Below are 19,276 nucleotides of genomic sequence, written 5' to 3'. Positions count from 1 at the left end.
GCGCAAAAGCGGTGCGTCATGGCTGGACGGCACCGTGATCGACGCCCAGGAACTGGGCGCGCTCACCGAGCGCCGAAAACATGCCCCGGTCGGTGCCGGTCATGAAGGCCTGGCCGCCGAGACCGTCGATCAGGTCGAACAGCGCCGCCCGGCGGTTTTCATCGAGATGGGCGGCAATCTCGTCGAGCAGCAACACGGGCGCGTGGCCTGTCAAATTGCCGACCAGTCGGGCATGCGCCAGCACGAGACCGACCAGCAGAGCCTTCTGTTCACCGGTCGAGCAGCGCCCGGCGTCCATGTCTTTTTCGAGATGGCGAACCTTGAGGTCGGCGCGGTGCGGCCCATCCAATGTTCGTCCTGCGCCGGCGTCGCGGCAGCGGCTGTCGCGCAGCATGTCGGCATAGCGGTCCTCGAGATCGACGGCGGGGCCATCAAGCCCGCCATCGAGAAAACCGGAGAGGGTGAGGGAGGCCGAGGGAAAGGGGGTCGCCTCGCGGCTGGCGTCGATCAGGCCCGACAGCAGTCCGAGCATCTCCTCGCGGGCAATCGCCATCGCAATCCCGAGGCTTGCCATCTGCTGCTCGATGCCGGAAAGCCAGGCAGGGTCGAAACGACCTTCGGAGAGCAGGCGGTTGCGGCTGCGCATGGCGCGCTCGAAATCGGTGGCCCTGCGGCCATGTGCCGGATCGAGCGACAGGACCAGCCGGTCGAGAAAACGCCGGCGATCGGAGGAGCCGCCGGTAAAAAGTCCATCCATGGCAGGCGTCAGCCAGGCGACGCGCAGGTGGTCGGTCAATTCGTCGACGGTTCTGGCCGTGGTGCCGTTGATACGCAGGCGGCGGACTGCTGTCTCGTCCGTGGTATCGACGCCGGTGCCGATCTCGACACCGCCGTCCATACCCTCAATTTCCGCAAAGATGGAGAAGCCATTGGCCGCCCCGACCCGGGTGATATCCCCATAGGAGGCGCGCCTGAGGCCGCGGCCCGGCGACAGCAGCGATACTGCTTCCATCAGGTTCGTCTTGCCGGCCCCGTTATTGCCGGTCAGCACGACGTGCCGCCCGTCCAGATCCAGCGCCGCTGCCGCATAGTTGCGGAAGTCGGTCAGTTTCAGGCGCGAGAGAGAGACCTTATGCGGCATCGGGATCCGGGATTCGTGTGTCCGGTGAGAGCTATGCCGATCAGTGCGGAATGGCAAGGTATGGCGGGGAAGCTTGTCGTGGGACAGGCGTTTTGGTGGGAAGGGGAGTTATCCAAGAAGGGATGTTGGCAATCGAATATTCGCGTCTATGATGGCAATCTAGCAGGCCTGAGGGGGGATGATCATGCCGAATAGTGTAAATCTGCACCGTGTGCTGGCGACCAGCCCGGACAAAGTCTATCGCGCCTTTCTCGAAGCGGACGCGCTGGCAAAGTGGCTCCCGCCCAATGGCTTTGCTTGCACGGTGCATCACCTTGAGCCGCGCGTTGGCGGTAGCTTCAGGCTATCCTTTCGCAATTTCTCAAGCGGCAAAAGCATCAGCTTCGGTGGCGAATACAGAGAACTGGTTGAAAATCAGCGGCTTCGTTACACGGACAGTTTCGAAGATCCAAGCCGGCCCGGCGAGATGGAGGTCACTGTCGTCTTGAAGACTGTGTCCGTCGGCACCGAACTGGTGATCGTTCAGGCAGGCATTCCCGACGTCATTCCGGTCGAGATGTGCTATCTCGGCTGGCAGGAATCCCTTCGTAATCTGGCAAAGCTCGTTGAACCCGATATCGCCGATTAGTGATTGAGGTCTCAAGGGATGTAAGGCATCGGGCCACGACAGAGGCCTCGGCTCAACCTTGCGGCCACGCGCCAAATAGGGTACCCCCCTATTCTACCAATCAGGAATTTTCCAACATGACCCTGTCGCACGATCACTGCCGCACGTTGGGCGCTGCCCATGACCATTTGTTTCTCGGTGAAAACCATGCTCGCAACGAGCGTCGCACCTGGCTCGTCATTGCCATCACGGCATCGATGATGGTGATCGAGATCGTTGCCGGGAATATGTTCGGCTCGATGGCGCTGGTGGCGGATGGCTGGCATATGTCCACGCATGCTGCAGCCATGCTGATCGCCGCGCTGGCCTACCTTTACGCCCGCAGGCACGCCAATAACCGGCGGTTTTCCTTCGGCACCGGCAAGCTCGGCGACCTCGCAGGCTTTGCCAGCGCGGTTGTGCTGGCGCTGATTGCGTTGATGATTGCGTGGGAAAGTTTCTTGCGGCTGCGATCGCCGGTTTCCATCAACTTCCAGGAGGCGATCTTCGTTGCCGTGGTCGGCCTGCTCGTCAATATCGTCTGCGCGTGGCTTCTTAGGGACGATCACCATCATGCCCATGGTCGCCACCATGCCCATGATCATGGCGCACATCACGACGATCATCACGGACATGGGGGCAAGGACCAGAACCTGCGCGCCGCCTATGTCCATGTGCTGGCGGATGCGCTGACATCCGTTCTGGCGATAGGCGCGCTCGTGCTTGGCAGCATTTATGGCTGGCTCTGGCTCGACCCGGCCATCGGCATCGTCGGCGGTATCGTTATTGCGCGCTGGTCCTGGGTGCTTGTTCGCGACAGCGGACGTGTTCTGCTCGATTACCAGAGCGATGACGAGGACCTGCCGGAGGAGATCAAGGACATCATGACCCGCGAGGGGGTGGAGATCCTCGATCTACACGTCTGGCAGCTCGGGCCCGGCCACCACGGCGCCATCGTTTCGATCGTCGCCGATCACCCGCACGCGCCGTCTTACTACCGTGAAAAACTGGCTGCGATCCACGATCTTTCGCATGTGACGGTTGAGGTCGAAGCCCGTGCGGCCTGAGCACCGGAGCGCTGCCGGGAGGGCATCCAGATGAGCCATACGATCCGTGAAAAGCAGAAACTCATCAACCGGGTTCGGCGTATCCGCGGCCAGATGGAAGGCGTCGAACGGATGCTGGAGGACGAAAAGGGCTGCGAAGAGGTGATGCAGCTGATCGCGGGCGTGCGCGGTGCGATCAATGGTCTGATGGGCGAGGTGATGGAAGATCACATCCGCATGCATCTTGCGGCAGCGGACCTCCGCCAAGCGGAGCGCGAGGAAGGCGCGGCGGAACTCATCGATGTCGTGCGCACCTATCTGAAATAGCAACGCGAGGTGAGGGGCTTTCTCCCCCCGATACTTGCCGTCATTCTGCCGGCCGCGTCACCCTCCTGCAGACCTCAATGCGCAAGCGGTGACCGCGAGGATTGAGCGTCTTCCTGCCGGCCCTTTGTCCGGGCGCTCGCCGCGTCTTCCAGGAGCTTCGCGAAGTCGCCCAGCGGCACGCGGTCGGCGCGCAGCATCAGGCGGATCATCGGGTCTCTCAACATCTCGGACATGGTCAATTCGGTGGCGTGCATGGCGATCTCCTCGTTTGCCGAAGAGATAAACGGGGAGCATTACAACCGGGTGTCAGCCAATTGACATTACGGTGGTGAAATCGTGGCCGGAATGTTTCCGTCCGGGAACTGCCTCAGCCGACTGGCAGCGTGGACATGCACCTCGCCCGGCCGAAACTCGCAGGAGAGCGCCTAAACGGTCATATCGAGCGTCTTCTCCTTCTCGATGTAGGCTCGCTGCTGGTCGGTGATATAGTCGCGGACGATCGGGGCGGCATCGCGGGAGCGGGATAGCTGCATGTGAAACACGAGCTGGCTTCCCGTGCGGAACATCATCTCGGCGCTGATCAGATAGAATTCCCACATCCGGGCGAAACGCTCGTCATAGAGGGCCACCACCTTGTCGCGGTTGGTCTCGAAGCGGGATGCCCAATGCTGCAGCGTCGTCGCGTAATGCACGCGCAGGAATTCGAGGTCGGTCACCCACAGGCTGTTGCGCTCGACGACCTCGAACACTTCCGACAGCGCCGGCGAATAGGCGCCGGGGAAGATGTATTTGCGCAGCCAGGCGCTGGCCATGCCGGGTGGGCTCATATGGCCGATGGAGTGCAGCACGGCGACACCGTCATCCGGCATCAGCGAATTCAGCTTGGCAAAGAACTCGTCGTAATGATGGACGCCGACGTGCTCGAACATGCCGACCGAGACGATGCGATCGAAAGACCCGATGACATCGCGGTAGTCGCGAAGCTCGAACGTGACGCGGTCGCCAAGGCCTGCCTTGCGTGCCCGCTCGGTGGCAAGTGCCTGCTGTTCGCGGGAAAGGGTGACGCCGAGAACCTCGATGTCTTCCAGCTTGGCGAGATAAAGCGCCAGATCGCCCCAGCCGCAGCCGATATCGAGGACTTTCATGCCTGGTTTCAGACCGAGCTTGCTGGCCAGCAGCCTGAGCTTGTTGCGCTGCGCCTGCTCCAGCGTTTCGCCAGGCTCGCGGAAATAGGCGCAGGAATAGAGCATGTTTTCGTCGAGGAAGAGTTTGTAAAACTCGTTTCCGATATCGTAGTGGTGGGCGACGTTCTGTTGCGCCTGGCCCTTCCTGTTCGACTGCTGGCGCTTGCGGAACCTCATCTTGATAGCACGCAGCACCTTCTGGATCGGATAGGAGCCCAGCGACAGGCGGTTGATCGAGAACAGCGTGAGGAAGTCGCGCAATGTCGATCCTTCCTCGAAGCGCATGGTACCGTCCATATAGGCCTCGCCGGCAGCCAGCTCGGCATTAAAGACCAGTGTCCTGTAGAGTTTTCTGTCCGTCAGCCTCATCGTGACGTGGGGGCCTTCGGTGCCGGAAAATACGTGGCGCTTGCCGTCTGCGTCGATGACCGTCAGCCGGCCCTTGCGAATGAAAGCCTTCATCATATGCGAAAGCGGAAACATGCAGTTTCTCTCGTCAAATCACCGCCTCGGCTGAGTTGCCGGGCTCAATTAGTATATCCTATCATTGGGTTGACGAAAAAGGCGAGAGGTATTGTGACGCAAAACCAACCTGTCGCCCGCAATGCATCTTCAGCTCAACGAACAAAGCCGGCTGCGTTTCCGCAACCGGCTTCAAGTCTCAAAATCCGGCCGAGATGCCTACTCGCTGAGGGTGTCGAAGAAATCCTTCATGCGGGCGAAGAAGCCTGTCGATTCGGGATTGTTATCCTGTGAAGAGATCTGTTCGAATTCCTGCAGCAGCTCGCGCTGACGCTTGGTGAGCTTCTGCGGAGTTTCGATCTGCACCTGGATGTAGAGGTCGCCCACCTGGGCCGAGCGAAGAACGGGCATGCCCTTGGCCTTAAGCCGGAATTGCTTGCCGGCCTGCGTGCCCTCTGGAACGGTGACCCGCGACTTGGTACCATCGAGGGTCGCAACGTCGATCGTGCCGCCGAGTGCTGCGGTCGTCATGGAAATCGGCACGGCGCAATAGAGGTCAGCCCCGTCGCGCTGGAAGAATTCGTGCGGCTTGACCGACAGGAACATGTAGAGGTCGCCGGCCGGGCCGCCACGGGTGCCGGCTTCCCCTTCGCCCTGCAGGCGGATGCGGGTGCCGTCCTCGATACCGGCCGGAATGTTGACCGACAGCGAGCGCTCTTCGGTAACGCGACCCTGGCCCTGGCACTTGGTGCAGGGGTCGGGAATGATCTGGCCGCGCCCGTGGCAGGTCGGGCAGGTACGTTCGATCGAGAAGAAGCCCTGGGCTGCGCGCACGCGACCGGATCCCTGGCAGGTCGAGCAGGTTTTTGGCTGGGTGCCGGGCTTGGCGCCCGAGCCCGAACAGACGTCGCAGGTAATGGAGGTCGGAACACGGATCTGCGCGGTCTTGCCGGCAAAGGCTTCCTCAAGCGAGATTTCCATGTTGTAGCGAAGATCGGCCCCGCGTTCGCGTCCGCCGGACGAGCGCTGGCGCTGGCGCCCGCCACCCATCATTTCGCCGAAGATGTCTTCGAAGATATCGGAGAAACCGCCGCCGCCGCCCATGCCGCCGCCAGCATTGCCCATGCCGCCATGTTCAAAGGCCGCGTGGCCGTATCGATCATAGGCTGCCCGCTTCTGCGGGTCCTTCAGCATCTCGTAGGCTTCGTTCAATTCCTTGAACTTGCGCTCGGCTTCGTGATCACCCGGGTTCTTGTCGGGGTGATGCACCATTGCCAATTTGCGAAACGCAGATTTGAGCTCTTTGTCGTCCGCAGAGCGCGAGACACCGAGAATTTCGTAATAGTCTGCTTTAGCCATGCAGGATTAGACCCCGGAAATGGATTTCCGGCTGCCAAAAGGCAGCCGGACTTAAGTTTCCGCAAAACCGTTTCGGCTTGCGCTTGTGACTTATGCGGACTTCTTGTCGTCCTTGATTTCCTCGTAGTCGGCGTCGACGACGTGGTCGTCAGCGGCAGAGTGCCTAGCGGCATCGGCTGCTGCTGCGGCCTCATCGCCACCCTGCTGAGCTTCGTAGATCGCCTGGCCGAGCTTCATGGACGCTTCCATCAAAGTCTGGGTCTTCGCCTTGATGTCCTCGGCGTCCGGCTCGGAGGCTTCGGTTGCACTCTTCAGCGCCGCAATCGCGTCGGCAATCGCCGTGCGGTCGGCTTCCGAAACCTTGTCGCCAAAGTCCTTCAGCGACTTCTCGCTGGAGTGGATCAGGCTTTCGGCCTGGTTCTTGGCTTCTACGCCGTCACGACGCTTCTTGTCGGTCTCGGCGTTGGCTTCGGCGTCCTTGACCATCTTCTCGATCTCGGCGTCGGACAGACCGCCCGAGGCCTGGATGCGGATCTGCTGTTCCTTGCCGGTGCCCTTGTCCTTGGCCGAAACCTGGACGATGCCGTTGGCGTCGATATCGAAGGTGACTTCGATCTGCGGGACGCCGCGCGGAGCTGGCGGCAGGCCGACGAGGTCGAACTGGCCGAGCAGCTTGTTGTCCTGCGCCATTTCGCGTTCGCCCTGGGAAACGCGGATCGTCACGGCCGACTGGTTGTCGTCTGCGGTCGAGAAGGTCTGGCTCTTCTTCGTCGGGATAGTCGTGTTACGCTCGATGAGGCGCGTGAACACGCCGCCGAGAGTTTCGATGCCGAGCGACAGCGGCGTCACGTCGAGCAGCAGGACGTCCTTGACGTCGCCCTGCAGAACGCCGCCCTGGATGGCCGCGCCCATGGCAACGACTTCGTCTGGGTTGACGCCCTTGTGAGGCTCCTTGCCGAACAGCTGCTTGACGATTTCCTGAACCTTCGGCATGCGGCTCATGCCGCCGACCAGAACGACTTCGTCGATCTCGGCTGCGGTTACGCCGGCATCCTTAAGGGCTGCCTTGCATGGCGCAACTGTACGCTGGACCAGATCGTCGACCAGGCTTTCAAGTTTGGCGCGGGTCAGCTTCAGCGTCAGGTGCTTCGGGCCGGTTGCGTCGGCGGTGATGAAGGGCAGGTTGATTTCAGTCTGCTGCGACGACGACAACTCGATCTTGGCTTTTTCAGCGGCTTCCTTCAGGCGCTGCAGTGCAAGCTTGTCGCCCTTCAGGTCGATGCCGTTGTCCTTCTTGAACTCGGCTGCCAGATATTCAACCAGGCGCATGTCGAAGTCTTCGCCGCCGAGGAAGGTGTCGCCGTTGGTCGACTTCACTTCGAAGACGCCATCACCGATTTCGAGGATCGAGATATCGAAGGTACCACCACCCAAGTCGTAGACGGCAATGGTCTTGCCTTCCTTCTTGTCGAGACCGTAGGCAAGTGCTGCTGCCGTCGGCTCGTTGATGATGCGCAGCACTTCGAGACCGGCGATGCGGCCTGCATCCTTGGTGGCCTGACGCTGCGCGTCGTTGAAGTAGGCTGGTACGGTGATGACGGCCTGGGTGACCTTCTCGCCGAGATAGGCTTCAGCCGTTTCCTTCATCTTCTGAAGGATCATCGCGGAAATCTGTGCAGGGGAATAGCCCTTGCCGTTGGCTTCGACCCATGCGTCGCCATTATCGCCCTTGACGATATTGAAAGGGACGAGGTCCTTGTCCTTGCCAACAGTCGGATCTTCGAAGCGGCGGCCGATCAGGCGCTTGACAGCGAAGAGTGTGTTCGTTGGGTTGGTCACCGCCTGGCGCTTGGCCGGCTGACCGACGAGGCGTTCGCCGTCTTCGGAGAAAGCCACCATCGATGGGGTCGTACGCGCGCCTTCTGCGTTCTCGATGACCTTGGCGTCCTTCCCGTCCATGACGGATACGCAGGAATTCGTCGTTCCAAGGTCGATACCAATTACTTTTGCCATGTCATTCTCTCCATTGAAGCAGACTGTCGAAACCCCTGTCAGGCATTTCTGGGACAGCCCCTTACGGGATAGTCTTGCGGTTTGCGCAGTCTTAGCTGCGGTGATGTCGGCTATATAAGTAGCGATTTTGCGGACTGCAAGGCAGGAAATGAAGCGGAATCCGGCAAAGCCCATGCTTTATTTCAAGGTGTTGCAGCTTCTGACTGCAACCCTGGAAAGAGGCGTGAACCCGCATCAGACCAGCCCTTAGTCCATCCTGCAAGTGGCAACGGTCAAATCAAACGTCAAGGGGTGTTATCGGCCCATGAGATAGTCGAGCAACGTGGTTCGGCGAGGTCGCGCATCGGACGGCGATTCGCCGATATCGGCAGGCGGTGTCGGGCTTTGCGAGGCATAGGGGTTGCTGTCCGCGCCGGGTCCGACCGGCGGCATGTCGACAGGCTCGTCGTTGTTGGCGATAGCAGCCGGTGCCTGCTGGGGCACAGCAGCGGGTCTTGCCGACACTGCCGGATTGACCGGCGCCGGAGGATAGGTGCCGGCTGGAGAATTCGCTGGCGTCTTCGGAGGAATGTTGCCGGTTGTGGGGCCGCCGAGCACCCCGGAGATGATGCCCGAGATCGTAGACTGGTCGCCGGCATCGCCGCCGGACTGCGCCATCGGCATGCTGCCGTCGATCACCTGGCCGCCGCCGAACAGCGGTGCTGGCGTCAGGCCCTTGTGGGCTGCGATCATGAATTCCTTCCACGCCTTTGCCGGCAGGCTGCCGCCGGTGACCTTTTTCATCGACTTGCCGTCGTCGTTGCCAAACCAGACGCCTGTCGTAAAGTCGTTGGTGAAGCCTACGAACAGCGCGTCGCGGAAGGATTGCGTCGTGCCGGACTTGCCGGCCGTCTGCCAGCCTGGAATCCGGGCCGCCTTGCCGGTGCCCGATGCCATGACGCCTTCCATCATGTAGTTCATGTTGGTAACGACGCTCGGGCTGAGGACGCGGGGCGGATCGCTGAAGTTCGCGGTATAAAGCACCTTGCCGGAGGCAGACGTCACCTTGGTGATGACGTGCGGCGTGGCCTTGTAACCACCGTTCATGAAGGCGGCGTAGGACGATGTCAGCTCCAGCAGCGACACTTCGGATGTTCCAAGCGCGATCGAGGCATTGTCCTGCAGTTCTGAATCGATGCCGAGGCGATGGGCGAGCTTGATCACGTTCGGCGGGCCGACCTCCATCACCAGCTGCGCTGCGATGGTGTTGAGAGAATGGGCGAGGGCAGTCGCCAGCGTCACGACGCCGGAATATTTCTGCTCGTAGTTTTCCGGCGTCCAGTTGCCGATCTTGATGGGCGCATCATTGCGCACGGATGTCGGCGTCAGGCCCATTTCCATCGCCGCAGCGTATACGAATGGCTTGAAGGCCGACCCCGGCTGGCGCTTGGCGGTGACGGCTCGGTTGTACTGGCTTTCAGCATAGTCGCGACCGCCGACCATGGCGCGGATAGCGCCTGTTCCTTCCACAGAGATCAACGCTGCCTGCGAGGCATCGAGCTTCTTGCCATCGTGATCGAGCACATCGCCCAGCGCCTGCTCGGCCTTGGCCTCCATCGCCATGTCGATCGTGGTCTCGACGACGACATCTTCCTTGATCGGGCCGATCAGGCCCGGCAGCTGGTCCATCACCATGTCGGCCGCATAATTCTGGGCGCCGTTCCAGAAACTCTTGGCCCGGGTCGGAGGGGCTGCCAGTGCCGTCTTGATATCGGCGTCCGTGACATAGCCCTGGTCGCGCATCGCTTGCAGCACGACTTGCTGGCGAGCATGGGCTGCTGCTGGATCGCGGATCGGCGACAGTTTCGAGGGCGCCTTGACGAGGCCGGCCAGCATCGCGGCTTCGCCAAGGTTCACATCACGGGCAGATTTATTGAAATAGCGCCGCGAGGCGGCCTCGACGCCAAAGGCATTCGAGCCGAAGAACACGCGGTTGAGGTACATCGCAAGGATCTGGTCCTTGGTGTAGGTGTGCTCCAGCCAGAGGGCGAGCAACACCTCCTGGACCTTGCGCTCCATCGTCCGGTCGGGCGACAGGAATAGGTTCTTGGCGAGTTGCTGCGTGAGGGTCGACCCACCCTGGACCGTGTGGCCGGTCAACAGGTTGGTCGTGAACGCGCGGGCAAGGCCGATGGGGTCGACGCCGAAATGCGAATAGAACCGCCGGTCCTCGATGGCGACGATGGCCTCGGGGATGAAGGGCGACATGTCCTCGAGGGCAAGGGCTTCGCCGCCGGTGGCGCCGCGGTTGGCGAGCGACGTCCCGTCCATGGCGTTTATCTTGACGTTGGGCGGGCGGGCCGGAATCTGCCACGTGCTGGCGCTCGGCATGCGCGACCCATAGTAGAGGACGATGCCGGCAACGCCGATGCCGCCCCACAAGGCGAGCACCAGACACCAGTATATAAGCCGACGGATAAGGCCGATGAAGCCAAGGCCTTCGCGGCGCTGCGGTCTGTTGCGGACTCCGCCACGCCCGCTCCGGGCAGTCTTTCGACCCTTGGGATATTTTTCGCGCGCCTTGCCGGAGCCCTTAGCGGGAGAGCCACCGACTATGCGATCGTCGGCGTCGATCGTCAGCTCGTCGTCATCGCGGTCGGGCTTGCCGGCGAAGGACGGTTCGATGCGCTGACCTGATCTGCCTTTTCCTGCCATTGCGGACCGGTCAACCCTTCGGTGATGATGCTGCACGCGGGCCGACAGGCAAAGTCCCTGCAAAAAGGTGCCCCACGACCCAGCTGTCGGTTGAACTTTAAATGCGGCGATTTAAGGGGATGTTAAAGGCGGCACGGGTTTTCCATATCCCGATCAACAGTTTGTGGTCGGATGTGTGCTATTTGATAGGCAAGCCGAAATCCTCTCTTCATTTGGGCCTCTACCTCTCCGCGCAATGAACGCTCCCGTTCTGTGTCGGAGAGTCAATATCTTTGAGCGTGGCCCCACTCGACTTCCTGCATGTTCGATGTTTCATTTGCATTCTATGGAGCCGAGGGGGCGGTCGATGAGTATCGAGTGGGACGAGCGTAAGGCGAGGCGGGCGCAACTGCACAAGTTTGCTGCGGCTCTGGCAATAACCTGCATGATCGCGGCACTCCCCATTCTCGTCGTCGGGATGCGGATCGGTTTGTAGTTTTCACTGGCGCTGCAGGGTGCAGACATCTTTGCGGTACCTTATAGCTTCCACCCGTGCATGCATTCGTATCTCCGAAACCTGATACTTCATCTCTTCCTTGTGGAACACAAATGCTGCTCGCGCATTTGGTAAGCGACTGCATATTTTTTGTTCAATGAGGGATCGATTATGAAGATTTTTGCCACAGCGTTTCTGACTGCGTCCATGGCGATAGGTTCGCTGTTTGCCGTATCCGCTCCGGTAGCTGCCGCTCCGCTGGCCCCAGTCCAGATCACACAGTCGTCCGACGTGGTGCAGGTCCGCGACGAACGCTGGCGCCACAATCGCCATGAGCGCCGGAGCTGGCGTCACGATCGTCGTGAATTCCGCCATGGTCGCGGAGAGTGGCGTCGTGATCGCGGCTACCACAACCGTCGCGAATGGCATCGCCATCATCGCCGCAACGGCGTCATCATCCGCCTGTAACAAGTCTGAAAAGAGCCCTTCGGGGCTCTTTTCTCGTTATGCGCAGGCTCATTCCAGATTCCTTATACAAGGCGGAACGAATGGCGGGCGGTGTCGTTAGTCCAGGTGCCGCTAATTGATGAAGGAGAAATCCATGCTTAATCGCGATCCTCTTCCGCAGCCAGACGCCGAGACGCCACGGGGTCCTACGTTTACGCCGGGTATCCCCGACCGGACGCAGGAAAAGCCGGCCGTGCCACCGATTATCCAGCCGGAAGACGACCTGAACCCGAACGATCCCGTCGCTGCAACAATCCGGCCCACGCCGGATGCCGCGATCTGACTGTCGATCGATAAAATTAGCCTATTCGTCGGGCGGCGCACGCGCCGCCCGACCCACGTCTGGACAGCAATCGTGCTGGCCCCAAGGGCCCGGAAACAATTGTTGCACTGCAAAAATCAACAACTGCATTGCACATCTCACGCCCCTCTGTATTTTCGGCATGAGTTGGCGTCCTGTTTGGACTACCGCCGTTGCAGCACCGTCCTGCTCCCCAAGAGGTCTATGTCACCATGATCGTGAAAATTGCCAACCTGTTCGTCGCAGGTTCCTTGTCCCTGTGCGCCCTCTCAGCACCGGCATATTCCGCCGAGCTTCGTTCGGCAACCAAAGCTGAAATCGTCAAGCACCTCGGTCCTAACGCTGCAGGCAAGACAAATGCCAACGGCTTCACCTACAAGGAAGGCAGCAGCAAGGGCTACAAGGTGTCGAACGGTAGCATTTGCATCCGGTCGCCAAATGGCAGCACCGGTTGCGCCAAGATCCTGACAGATGGAACCAACTTCAAGATGCTGACCGCCGATGGCGCAAGAGGCAATTTCTAAGGCCAGCATTTCAGCCGCACATCTTTGCCATCTGGTCCTTCGGATGACCAAGCGTTGCTGCCCGGCTCCCCCGTATTTCACCGGTTGTGTTTTTATCGGGACTAATGGACAATGTCATTTGCGCGTCATCGAGGAGGATGACGCTCAAGCATAGGTCAGGAGGAGACAGGCTCATGCGACACGTTAAATGGAGCAATCCGGTAGAGGTGGGTTTCAGCCAGGATGACGCCCGGGTGATCAGTGGTCCATCCGATGCGTTGCACTGCCTGATGGACATGTGGCCTGATCGGCGCGGGCCTCTTTATGTGGCTGCGCGCAGCGTCTGCCGTGCTGCGATAGCAGGCCGGCGGTCAGCCGAGGAAGCTCGTGAGATCTTCATGTCGGCAACGCGCGAAGCAGACCTGACAACTCACTAAAACGGTCGCAAGCTGACGCGCCCTGCGGGTCAGGTAGGACAGGAGGACTCAGAGAGACCTCCTGCATCTTCAATGCTCAATTGTGCGACGAGTGCGGCTCGTTGCAGGCAGGGCCGGCGTCCGGGCACACTATGACCTGACCATCATTACGACGAATGACGCGCGGCGGCTCGCTCCTGCCCGGCTGCTGAGCCTGCGGCTGTGGTTGCGGACGAGGGGCCTCGGGCTGAGCACGCGGCGGCGGCGGAGCAGGCTGCTGCGGAGGCTGAGGCTGCGGCGGCTGTGGCTGGGCCTGTGGAGGCTGCTGACGCGGCGGCTGGCCCTGGGGAGGCTGGTCGCGCTGCGGCCGTTGCTGCTGCTGGGGTTGCTGCTGATCTTGCTGATCCTGCTGCTGGCGCCTGCGCGGCGGCTGGTTGTTGTCGCCGTCGAAGTTGCCCTGGTCGGGGTCGCCATAGCGCTGACCAGCGTCGCCGTCGCCGTCGCCATAACGCGGACGGTGGCGGGGTGGCGGGTTGTCATCGCTCTGGTAATTGTCGCCGTAGTCCGGCTGGCGCTGGTGGCGCCTCTGCCAGTTACCCTGGTCTTCGTCCTGCGGATCGTAAACCGGCGGCGGTGGTGGCCGGCGATAGATCGGCTGGCCGCCATTGCGCTGCCAGTCCGGACCCTGCGCCCAGCGATCACGGTCGCGGTAGAAATCCCGGCCGCGATAGTTGCGGTCCCAGTAGTTGTCGAGATCGAAGGTGATTGTCGGGATGCCGAGCGGACGGTAATACTGCGGACCGACATAGATACGCCGCTGCTGGTATACCGCCTGAACGTAACGACCTGCGACCCAACCGCGACCGCCGTCAAACGAGACGTCGCACCAGGGAAGGTCTGCAAGGCAGCCGTTTATCCTGAGTGGAGCGCCGATCGGGATGAGCGTGACAGCCGGATAGGCAGTACTCGGTCCGGAACGCATGTTGACGTTCGCCGTCGAGAAGCCCGAGGCAGCCTCGGCGATCGCCGGCAAGGCCAACACGCTGCCCAGGGCTGCGGTGGCCAGAAGTAGTTTCCTCATGTGTCTCCTCCGTGGGACGTCTTGCAGCAATGATTCGAGGGGCTGCTTTCTCTCGTCTTGTAAGAATAGATGCATGAACGTAACTTGAACGCTGAATGGCACTACCATCTTGAAATGCGCCCCCTGCCAAACCATTTATTCTGAAGCCACATAGCGACGAAAAAGCCCGGGGAGCAACGCTCCTAGCGGCAGCGGCGGGACAGCGTTAACCTTTTGTTAACCTATCGCGCCCAGACTGTGTGCAAATCTGCTTTCGCTTTGACCACGGATGTACTGGCATTGTTTCGAAGCAGGTGACGAAAGGCCGGATCGTTCCGGCCTTTTTGTCGTTTTGGTGCATGTCGTATCCCGCTATATTGTCCCGACAATCCAACCCCTGAATTGCCTCCCCCAAAACGAAACCGCCGCAGGCGGTGCTGCGGCGGGTTCAATGTGTATAAAAGGGTTAGGCGGCGACGCCCTGGTAGAAGCTTACATCTTCTTCGAGGCCAGGGTTACCGGGGTGACCTTGTCCGGGCTGGCTGGGACATAGCCTGCACCGATCGCAACGTTCAGCGACACATAGTCGGCTGCACTGGTCTGCACGGCAGCTGCAAGGCTTTCCTGTGCGGATGTGACCTGAAGCTGCGCAGTGATGACGTCGAGCAGCGACGATGCGCCATCCTTGTAGCTGGCAGTCGAAAGCTGCAGCGCTTCGCGGTAGGATTTGACCTGCGCACGGAGCGCCGAGATCGTCTGTGCATCGCGGGTAACGGCCGAAAGCGCGTTCTCGACATCCTCGACAGCCGACAAGACCGTGGACTTCCAGGAGAGGTAGGCTGCACGGGCGTTCGATTCGGCGATCTTGACATTGGCGCGCAACAGGCCGCCGTCGAAGATCGGCAGGTTGAGCGTCGGGCCGAATGACCAGGTGGTGAGGCCACCCTTCGTGCCGCCGGATTTGATGTAGGAAGGCGAGATCGAACCGCTCAGCGAAATGCTCGGATAGAGCTGCGCTTCGGCAACGCCGATTTGGGCTGTAGCTGCTGCCAGCTGACGTTCGGCCTTGCGGATATCGGGACGGTTGCGGACGAGATCGGCCGGAACGCCTGTTGTAACATTGCCACGGAAGACAGGCTGTCCGGTCGACGACTGCATTTCGGCAATGACGGTGGCCGAAGGGACGTTCAGCAGGGTAGCAATGTGATGCACCTGCTTGCGGAAGGCGATTTCGTTCGGCGGCAGCTCCGCGAGCGACGAGTTGACGAGGCCCTCGGCTTGAACGACGTCCAGACGTGATGCGGCGCCGGCCTGCAGCTGGAACTTCGTCAGTTCGAGCGTTTCGCGGCGGGACTTGAGGTTCTCGTTGGCGACGCCGATCAGCGCCTGATAGTAGCGGGCCGTGATGTAGCTGGTCACCAGATCCTGCAGATAGGCCAGACGGGTCACATCGACGGTGGCATAGGCTGCATCGAGCGTATCGAGTGCGCCTTCGCGGGCACGACGATATTGTCCGAACAGGTCGAGAAGCCAGGAGGCCGTCAATTCGCCGCTGCTGGTGTGCTGCGTCGCCTGCTCGGTACGGAGCTTGCCCTTCTGGCCGCTCACCGTCTGCGCCGCAGTGCCTGTCAAGCTGGGGAGACCCCCTGCGCCGGCAACCGTGACGTCGCCTTCATAAGCGACCGTGGCTTCGAGCGACGACAGGATGGAAACGTTCTGGGCGAGGCCTATGTTGACGAGGCCGTTGAGCTTGGTGTCATGGTAGTCCATCCACCACTTGCGGCTCGAAACGTCATCGTTCGACTTCGTGCCGCCTTCCGAGAATTTCGCCGGAAGAGGCATCACCGGCGGCTTATGATCTGGGCCGCTGACGCAACCTGCCAGGATAAGCAGCAGGGCAGGAGCAGCTGTACGAATGGAAACCATCACTTTATTTCCCACAATTCTAATTACTATCAGTGCGTTAACGAAGTTTTCATAACTCCGTGTCAATATCGTACACATTCACGGTCCGCAAACGGGTAGTCGAAAGTCGCGACAATCTAGCAACGGCGATTGCAAGATCACAGCCCCTCTGCCAGATTCTGAGGCGTGATTGATCACACAGAGGTGTGAAACCGCGTCTTGCAGGGACGAATTTTTTCAAGTGTTGCAAAAAGCATACCCTGTCCGTCGGTCGCCGCGACCGTTTCGGGTCGACTCGCGTTGCCATTTGGCTCGGACAATAACGGTCGCAAAATTGCAAGACCGTTCATGCTGATTTCGGAAAATAGCTGGCCAAGCTTGCGCGAACCCGTGCCAGCGGGCTCTCGCCACGATTGTCGGGGACAAAGCGTGTAGCCGTTATTGCCTCGTAGGCGGCGATGTAGACTTTTGAGGTCTGTTCCACCAATTCCAGAGGAATTTGAGGTATTTCGTCCCGATACGGGTCGCAGCGCTCGGCGACCCAGCTGCGGACGAAGTCCTTGTCGAAGCTTGCCGGGCGGCTGCCCTTCTCGAAGCTTTCCTGATAGCTGTCGGCAATCCAGTAGCGGCTGCTGTCCGGGGTGTGGATCTCGTCGGCAAGAATGATGGTGCCGGCCTCGTCTACCCCGAACTCGTATTTCGTATCGACCAGGATAAGACCGCGTTCCAGCGCCATCTGCTGGCCGCGTGCAAAGAGCGCAAAGGCATACTCTGACAGCGTCTTCCACTGCAGTTCGGTCAGCAATCCGCCCTCGATAATTTCGGTGGGCGTCAGCGGCGCGTCGTGACCGCCGTCGAATTCCTTGCTGGTGGGTGTGATGATCGGCTGCGGCAGGATCTGGTTGTCACGCATGCCGTCGGGCAGCGTCGTGCCATACATGGTTCGCTCGCCTTTCTTGTAGAGCGTCAGAATGGATGTGCCCGTGGTGCCTGCCAAGTAACCGCGAACAACAATCTCGACGGGGAGGATGTCCAGCCGCTTGCCGACGACGACGTTCGGATCGGGATAGGCAACAACGTGGTTGGGGCAGATGTCCTTGGTCGCCTCGAACCAGTAGCGCGCTGTCTCGGTCAGTACCTGACCTTTGTAGGGAATGCAGGTGAGGATACGGTCGAATGCACTCAGCCGGTCCGTGCTGATGATGATGCGGTTGCCGTCGGGCAAGTCGTAGTTTTCCCGCACCTTGCCGCGATAATAGTTCGGCAGTTCAGGAAAATGGGCTTCTGAAAGGATGCGCAAGGGGACCACCAATCGGCTGGGCATCCGGTTTCAGGATGCGCGTTGTCCGCCGATCCATAAATTGCCAGTCGCCGATGTCAACCGCGATCGCTGCGTTGCGGGCAGAACGACAGCCTCAGGACGAGGCCGGCCGCTGCCAGCCGCCGCCGTCTGCCGGCTCGAGGAGAGGCGTCGCCAGGACGCCGACAACCCGCTCTGTCCATTTCCGATCGAGCGCGCCGAGACGCTGCCGCCAGCGCTCCGACTGCAGCATCGCCGCGCCAATCACAACCGGTTCGACGCCGCATAAGGTCATCAGCTCGAGGCCGGCGGCGATCGAGGTTCCGCTGGAGATGACGTCGTCGACCAGGGCCACGCGCTTGCCTTCGATCAACGGCAGAAGGCGAGGGTCTATGAACAGGCGCTTCCGATCAGACGTGGTGATAGAAGACATATCCACCGAAAATTCGTCGCGGTACCAGAATTTTCGCGACGTCCCGAGCGGGACATACCTGCTGTGGCCGAGTTGGCGGGCGACGGCGGAGGCGAGCGTCAGTCCGAGGGTCGGCAGGCCGACGACGACATCGATGGCAAAGCCGGAAATCCGCTCGGCGAGCACCCTTGCCAACGCATCCTGCACGGCAAAGCTTGCCTGATTGATGATCAACGAGGCCAGTGCGTGGCGCCCGTCGGCAAGCACGCGGATCGGAAGGCTGATCCGGCCGCCATCGAAAGCGGCGCTGTAGCTGTCGTGGAAAGGCCCGGCGATCTCGGGGCCGGGCGGATCGATCTGCTGCCAGAAGTCTTCGGGCTGCATCATGGTCTAGCGTCTCCGGCCGGGTTCGCTGCGCTTTTCCATGCCGCTTGCCTGCCTCAGCCCTCTGACCTCCGTCTCCGTCAGCGCCCGCACATTGCCCTTGGAAAGATCTCCGAGTTGCAGATCCCCGAAACTGACGCGCACCAGCCGCAGGCAGGCAACGCCGAGAACATCGAGCATCCGGCGGATCTGGCGGTTGCGCCCCTGCCGCAGTTCGACCTCTATCCATGCATTGCGATCTCCATGGCGCAGCACCGTTGCCGAGCTCGCCGTCAGCCATTCACCGTCCGAGGTGACGCCGGAGATCATCCTCGCCAGCCGCGTTTCGTCCATCTGCTGGTCGATCTGCACATGGTAGGTTTTTGCGACATGGGTGATGGGGTCGAGCAGCGCCTGTGCCAGCACAGTATCGTTGGTAAAGAGCAGCAGCCCTTCGCTGGCCTTGTCGAGCCGGCCGACCGGTGAAAGATGCGGGACGTCGAAGGTCTTCAGGCAATCATAGACGGTCGGTCTGCCCTCGGGATCGTGGCGCGTGGTCACCAGGCCGCGCGGCTTGTTGAGCATGAGATAGACTTTCGTCTCTGCCACCACGGCGATTCCATCGACGGCAATCTGTGTGTGGTCGAGATCGACCCAGGCGGCGGTGTCTGTGACGGTGCCGCCGTCGACACTGACACGGCCTTCGGAAATCAGTGCTTCTGCCTGGGTTCGCGAACAATAGCCGAGCTTCGAAAGTGCCCGGGGTAGCGTCACCCTTTTGCCGTCCGTTGTCTCGCGATTTTTGCCGCCACGGTCATGTCGTTGCGGAGATTGCCTTTGGCTCACCGGTCCGTCCTGCACTTGGTATCTCTGCAGCCGGTTTGGCATGTCAGGCGGTTACATGCAAACGGTGCGGGCGGGCGGGGGCAGGGAAGCAACCACTCACATGGATCCCGTCCGCATCAGTGATGAATGAGAAAGCCTTCGAGGTCCTCGCGGCTTACCTCTACGCCGGCGGCGGCCAATGCCGGGTCCGGGTGGGAATAGATGAGGTTCGGAATGTCGGGAAGTTCGAGTGCCTGCCGCATGCTCATGATGCCGACTGCCCGGCTGATGCCCGCCTTCACGACGCTGACTTCGACGATACTTTCCGGTCTGGCAG

The 19,276-nt window shown here is 60.8% G+C and carries 20 protein-coding genes (1 of these 20 running past the window's edge); 8 read left to right on the top strand and 12 right to left on the bottom strand.

Going from position 1 to position 19,276, the window contains the following annotated elements:
• Positions 1-16 precede the first annotated feature (16 nt).
• Positions 17-1,141, bottom strand: coding sequence for a DNA replication/repair protein RecF (recF, locus tag PR018_RS13095; protein WP_142831482.1), 1,125 nt, complete (start codon positions 1,139-1,141; stop codon positions 17-19).
• A 184-nt stretch (positions 1,142-1,325) separates the two neighbouring features.
• On the opposite strand from recF, the gene PR018_RS13090 reads away from it, so the two are divergent.
• From PR018_RS13090 to PR018_RS13080, 3 genes are all read left to right on the top strand, one after another.
• Positions 1,326-1,769, top strand: a complete 444-nt coding sequence (locus PR018_RS13090; protein WP_142831481.1) for an SRPBCC family protein — start codon at positions 1,326-1,328, stop codon at positions 1,767-1,769.
• 116 nt (positions 1,770-1,885) lie between these two features.
• The gene (gene dmeF / locus PR018_RS13085; protein WP_142831480.1) at positions 1,886-2,854 is read left to right on the top strand and encodes a CDF family Co(II)/Ni(II) efflux transporter DmeF; all 969 of its coding nucleotides are present in this window, start codon (positions 1,886-1,888) and stop codon (positions 2,852-2,854) included.
• A 30-nt stretch (positions 2,855-2,884) separates the two neighbouring features.
• Positions 2,885-3,160, top strand: coding sequence for a metal/formaldehyde-sensitive transcriptional repressor (locus tag PR018_RS13080; protein WP_111220898.1), 276 nt, complete (start codon positions 2,885-2,887; stop codon positions 3,158-3,160).
• A gap of 74 nt (positions 3,161-3,234) precedes the next feature.
• Here the strand turns inward: PR018_RS13080 and PR018_RS13075 are convergent, their stop codons facing one another.
• The 5 genes from PR018_RS13075 to PR018_RS13055 all read right to left on the bottom strand — a co-directional run bounded on the left by PR018_RS13075 (position 3,235) and on the right by PR018_RS13055 (position 10,872).
• Positions 3,235-3,414, bottom strand: a complete 180-nt coding sequence (locus PR018_RS13075) for a hypothetical protein (protein WP_142831479.1) — start codon at positions 3,412-3,414, stop codon at positions 3,235-3,237.
• A 171-nt stretch (positions 3,415-3,585) separates the two neighbouring features.
• Positions 3,586-4,827, bottom strand: coding sequence for an SAM-dependent methyltransferase (locus PR018_RS13070; RefSeq protein WP_142831478.1), 1,242 nt, complete (start codon positions 4,825-4,827; stop codon positions 3,586-3,588).
• A 198-nt stretch (positions 4,828-5,025) separates the two neighbouring features.
• The gene (gene dnaJ / locus PR018_RS13065; RefSeq protein WP_111220901.1) at positions 5,026-6,165 is read right to left on the bottom strand and encodes a molecular chaperone DnaJ; all 1,140 of its coding nucleotides are present in this window, start codon (positions 6,163-6,165) and stop codon (positions 5,026-5,028) included.
• A gap of 90 nt (positions 6,166-6,255) precedes the next feature.
• Positions 6,256-8,178 (bottom strand): molecular chaperone DnaK, encoded by a 1,923-nt coding sequence (gene dnaK, locus PR018_RS13060; protein ID WP_142831477.1) that lies wholly within the window; start codon positions 8,176-8,178, stop codon positions 6,256-6,258.
• 294 nt (positions 8,179-8,472) lie between these two features.
• The gene (locus PR018_RS13055; protein ID WP_142831476.1) at positions 8,473-10,872 is read right to left on the bottom strand and encodes a transglycosylase domain-containing protein; all 2,400 of its coding nucleotides are present in this window, start codon (positions 10,870-10,872) and stop codon (positions 8,473-8,475) included.
• Between the two features lie 346 nt (positions 10,873-11,218).
• On the opposite strand from PR018_RS13055, the gene PR018_RS13050 reads away from it, so the two are divergent.
• The 5 genes from PR018_RS13050 to PR018_RS13030 all read left to right on the top strand — a co-directional run bounded on the left by PR018_RS13050 (position 11,219) and on the right by PR018_RS13030 (position 13,095).
• The gene (locus tag PR018_RS13050; protein WP_257623386.1) at positions 11,219-11,347 is read left to right on the top strand and encodes a hypothetical protein; all 129 of its coding nucleotides are present in this window, start codon (positions 11,219-11,221) and stop codon (positions 11,345-11,347) included.
• 171 nt (positions 11,348-11,518) lie between these two features.
• Positions 11,519-11,815: a hypothetical protein gene (locus PR018_RS13045; protein ID WP_142831475.1), complete on the top strand. Its 297-nt coding sequence runs from the start codon at positions 11,519-11,521 to the stop codon at positions 11,813-11,815.
• Between the two features lie 133 nt (positions 11,816-11,948).
• A complete protein-coding gene (locus tag PR018_RS13040) occupies positions 11,949-12,137 on the top strand; it encodes a hypothetical protein (RefSeq protein ID WP_142831474.1) in 189 nt (62 codons plus the stop codon).
• A gap of 230 nt (positions 12,138-12,367) precedes the next feature.
• Complete coding sequence (locus PR018_RS13035) at positions 12,368-12,679, top strand: hypothetical protein (RefSeq protein WP_142831473.1); 312 nt, start codon at positions 12,368-12,370, stop codon at positions 12,677-12,679.
• A gap of 173 nt (positions 12,680-12,852) precedes the next feature.
• A complete protein-coding gene (locus PR018_RS13030; protein ID WP_142831472.1) occupies positions 12,853-13,095 on the top strand; it encodes a DUF982 domain-containing protein in 243 nt (80 codons plus the stop codon).
• A 76-nt stretch (positions 13,096-13,171) separates the two neighbouring features.
• Here PR018_RS13030 and PR018_RS13025 read toward each other — a convergent pair whose 3' ends face one another.
• From PR018_RS13025 to PR018_RS13000, 6 genes are all read right to left on the bottom strand, one after another.
• A complete protein-coding gene (locus tag PR018_RS13025) occupies positions 13,172-14,155 on the bottom strand; it encodes an SH3 domain-containing protein (RefSeq protein ID WP_142831471.1) in 984 nt (327 codons plus the stop codon).
• A 471-nt stretch (positions 14,156-14,626) separates the two neighbouring features.
• Positions 14,627-16,060 (bottom strand): efflux transporter outer membrane subunit, encoded by a 1,434-nt coding sequence (locus PR018_RS13020; RefSeq protein WP_142831470.1) that lies wholly within the window; start codon positions 16,058-16,060, stop codon positions 14,627-14,629.
• 325 nt (positions 16,061-16,385) lie between these two features.
• Positions 16,386-17,339: a phosphoribosylaminoimidazolesuccinocarboxamide synthase gene (locus tag PR018_RS13015; RefSeq protein ID WP_142831469.1), complete on the bottom strand. Its 954-nt coding sequence runs from the start codon at positions 17,337-17,339 to the stop codon at positions 16,386-16,388.
• Positions 17,340-17,454: 115 nt separating this feature from the next.
• The gene (locus PR018_RS13010; RefSeq protein WP_142831564.1) at positions 17,455-18,135 is read right to left on the bottom strand and encodes a phosphoribosyltransferase; all 681 of its coding nucleotides are present in this window, start codon (positions 18,133-18,135) and stop codon (positions 17,455-17,457) included.
• A 6-nt stretch (positions 18,136-18,141) separates the two neighbouring features.
• Positions 18,142-18,960, bottom strand: coding sequence for a pseudouridine synthase (locus PR018_RS13005; RefSeq protein ID WP_374113727.1), 819 nt, complete (start codon positions 18,958-18,960; stop codon positions 18,142-18,144).
• Between the two features lie 116 nt (positions 18,961-19,076).
• Positions 19,077-19,276, bottom strand: partial view of a hypothetical protein gene (locus PR018_RS13000; protein ID WP_142831467.1) — the 3' portion only. Its footprint extends 7 nt past the window's final position; only the last 200 of its 207 coding nucleotides appear in the window; its start codon lies beyond the right edge, outside the window; the stop codon is at positions 19,077-19,079.

The organism is Rhizobium rhododendri (assembly GCF_007000325.2).
GTDB classification, from domain to species: Bacteria; Pseudomonadota; Alphaproteobacteria; order Rhizobiales; family Rhizobiaceae; genus Rhizobium; species Rhizobium rhododendri.
Note: the sequence above shows the minus strand (reverse complement) of the source record. Positions and strands in the feature narration are given on the sequence as shown.

Coding starts and splice junctions, on each gene's coding strand:
- PR018_RS13025 (WP_142831471.1), bottom strand. CDS start 14,155: ATGAGGAAACTACTTCTGGCCACCGCAGCCCTGGGCAGCGTGTTGGCC.
- PR018_RS13080 (WP_111220898.1), top strand. CDS start 2,885: ATGAGCCATACGATCCGTGAAAAGCAGAAACTCATCAACCGGGTTCGG.
- dmeF (WP_142831480.1), top strand. CDS start 1,886: ATGACCCTGTCGCACGATCACTGCCGCACGTTGGGCGCTGCCCATGAC.
- PR018_RS13010 (WP_142831564.1), bottom strand. CDS start 18,135: ATGCAGCCCGAAGACTTCTGGCAGCAGATCGATCCGCCCGGCCCCGAG.
- PR018_RS13040 (WP_142831474.1), top strand. CDS start 11,949: ATGCTTAATCGCGATCCTCTTCCGCAGCCAGACGCCGAGACGCCACGG.
- PR018_RS13055 (WP_142831476.1), bottom strand. CDS start 10,872: ATGGCAGGAAAAGGCAGATCAGGTCAGCGCATCGAACCGTCCTTCGCC.
- PR018_RS13020 (WP_142831470.1), bottom strand. CDS start 16,060: ATGGTTTCCATTCGTACAGCTGCTCCTGCCCTGCTGCTTATCCTGGCA.
- PR018_RS13070 (WP_142831478.1), bottom strand. CDS start 4,827: ATGTTTCCGCTTTCGCATATGATGAAGGCTTTCATTCGCAAGGGCCGG.
- PR018_RS13050 (WP_257623386.1), top strand. CDS start 11,219: ATGAGTATCGAGTGGGACGAGCGTAAGGCGAGGCGGGCGCAACTGCAC.
- recF (WP_142831482.1), bottom strand. CDS start 1,141: ATGCCGCATAAGGTCTCTCTCTCGCGCCTGAAACTGACCGACTTCCGC.
- PR018_RS13075 (WP_142831479.1), bottom strand. CDS start 3,414: ATGCACGCCACCGAATTGACCATGTCCGAGATGTTGAGAGACCCGATG.
- PR018_RS13030 (WP_142831472.1), top strand. CDS start 12,853: ATGCGACACGTTAAATGGAGCAATCCGGTAGAGGTGGGTTTCAGCCAG.
- PR018_RS13045 (WP_142831475.1), top strand. CDS start 11,519: ATGAAGATTTTTGCCACAGCGTTTCTGACTGCGTCCATGGCGATAGGT.
- PR018_RS13035 (WP_142831473.1), top strand. CDS start 12,368: ATGATCGTGAAAATTGCCAACCTGTTCGTCGCAGGTTCCTTGTCCCTG.
- PR018_RS13090 (WP_142831481.1), top strand. CDS start 1,326: ATGCCGAATAGTGTAAATCTGCACCGTGTGCTGGCGACCAGCCCGGAC.
- dnaK (WP_142831477.1), bottom strand. CDS start 8,178: ATGGCAAAAGTAATTGGTATCGACCTTGGAACGACGAATTCCTGCGTA.
- dnaJ (WP_111220901.1), bottom strand. CDS start 6,165: ATGGCTAAAGCAGACTATTACGAAATTCTCGGTGTCTCGCGCTCTGCG.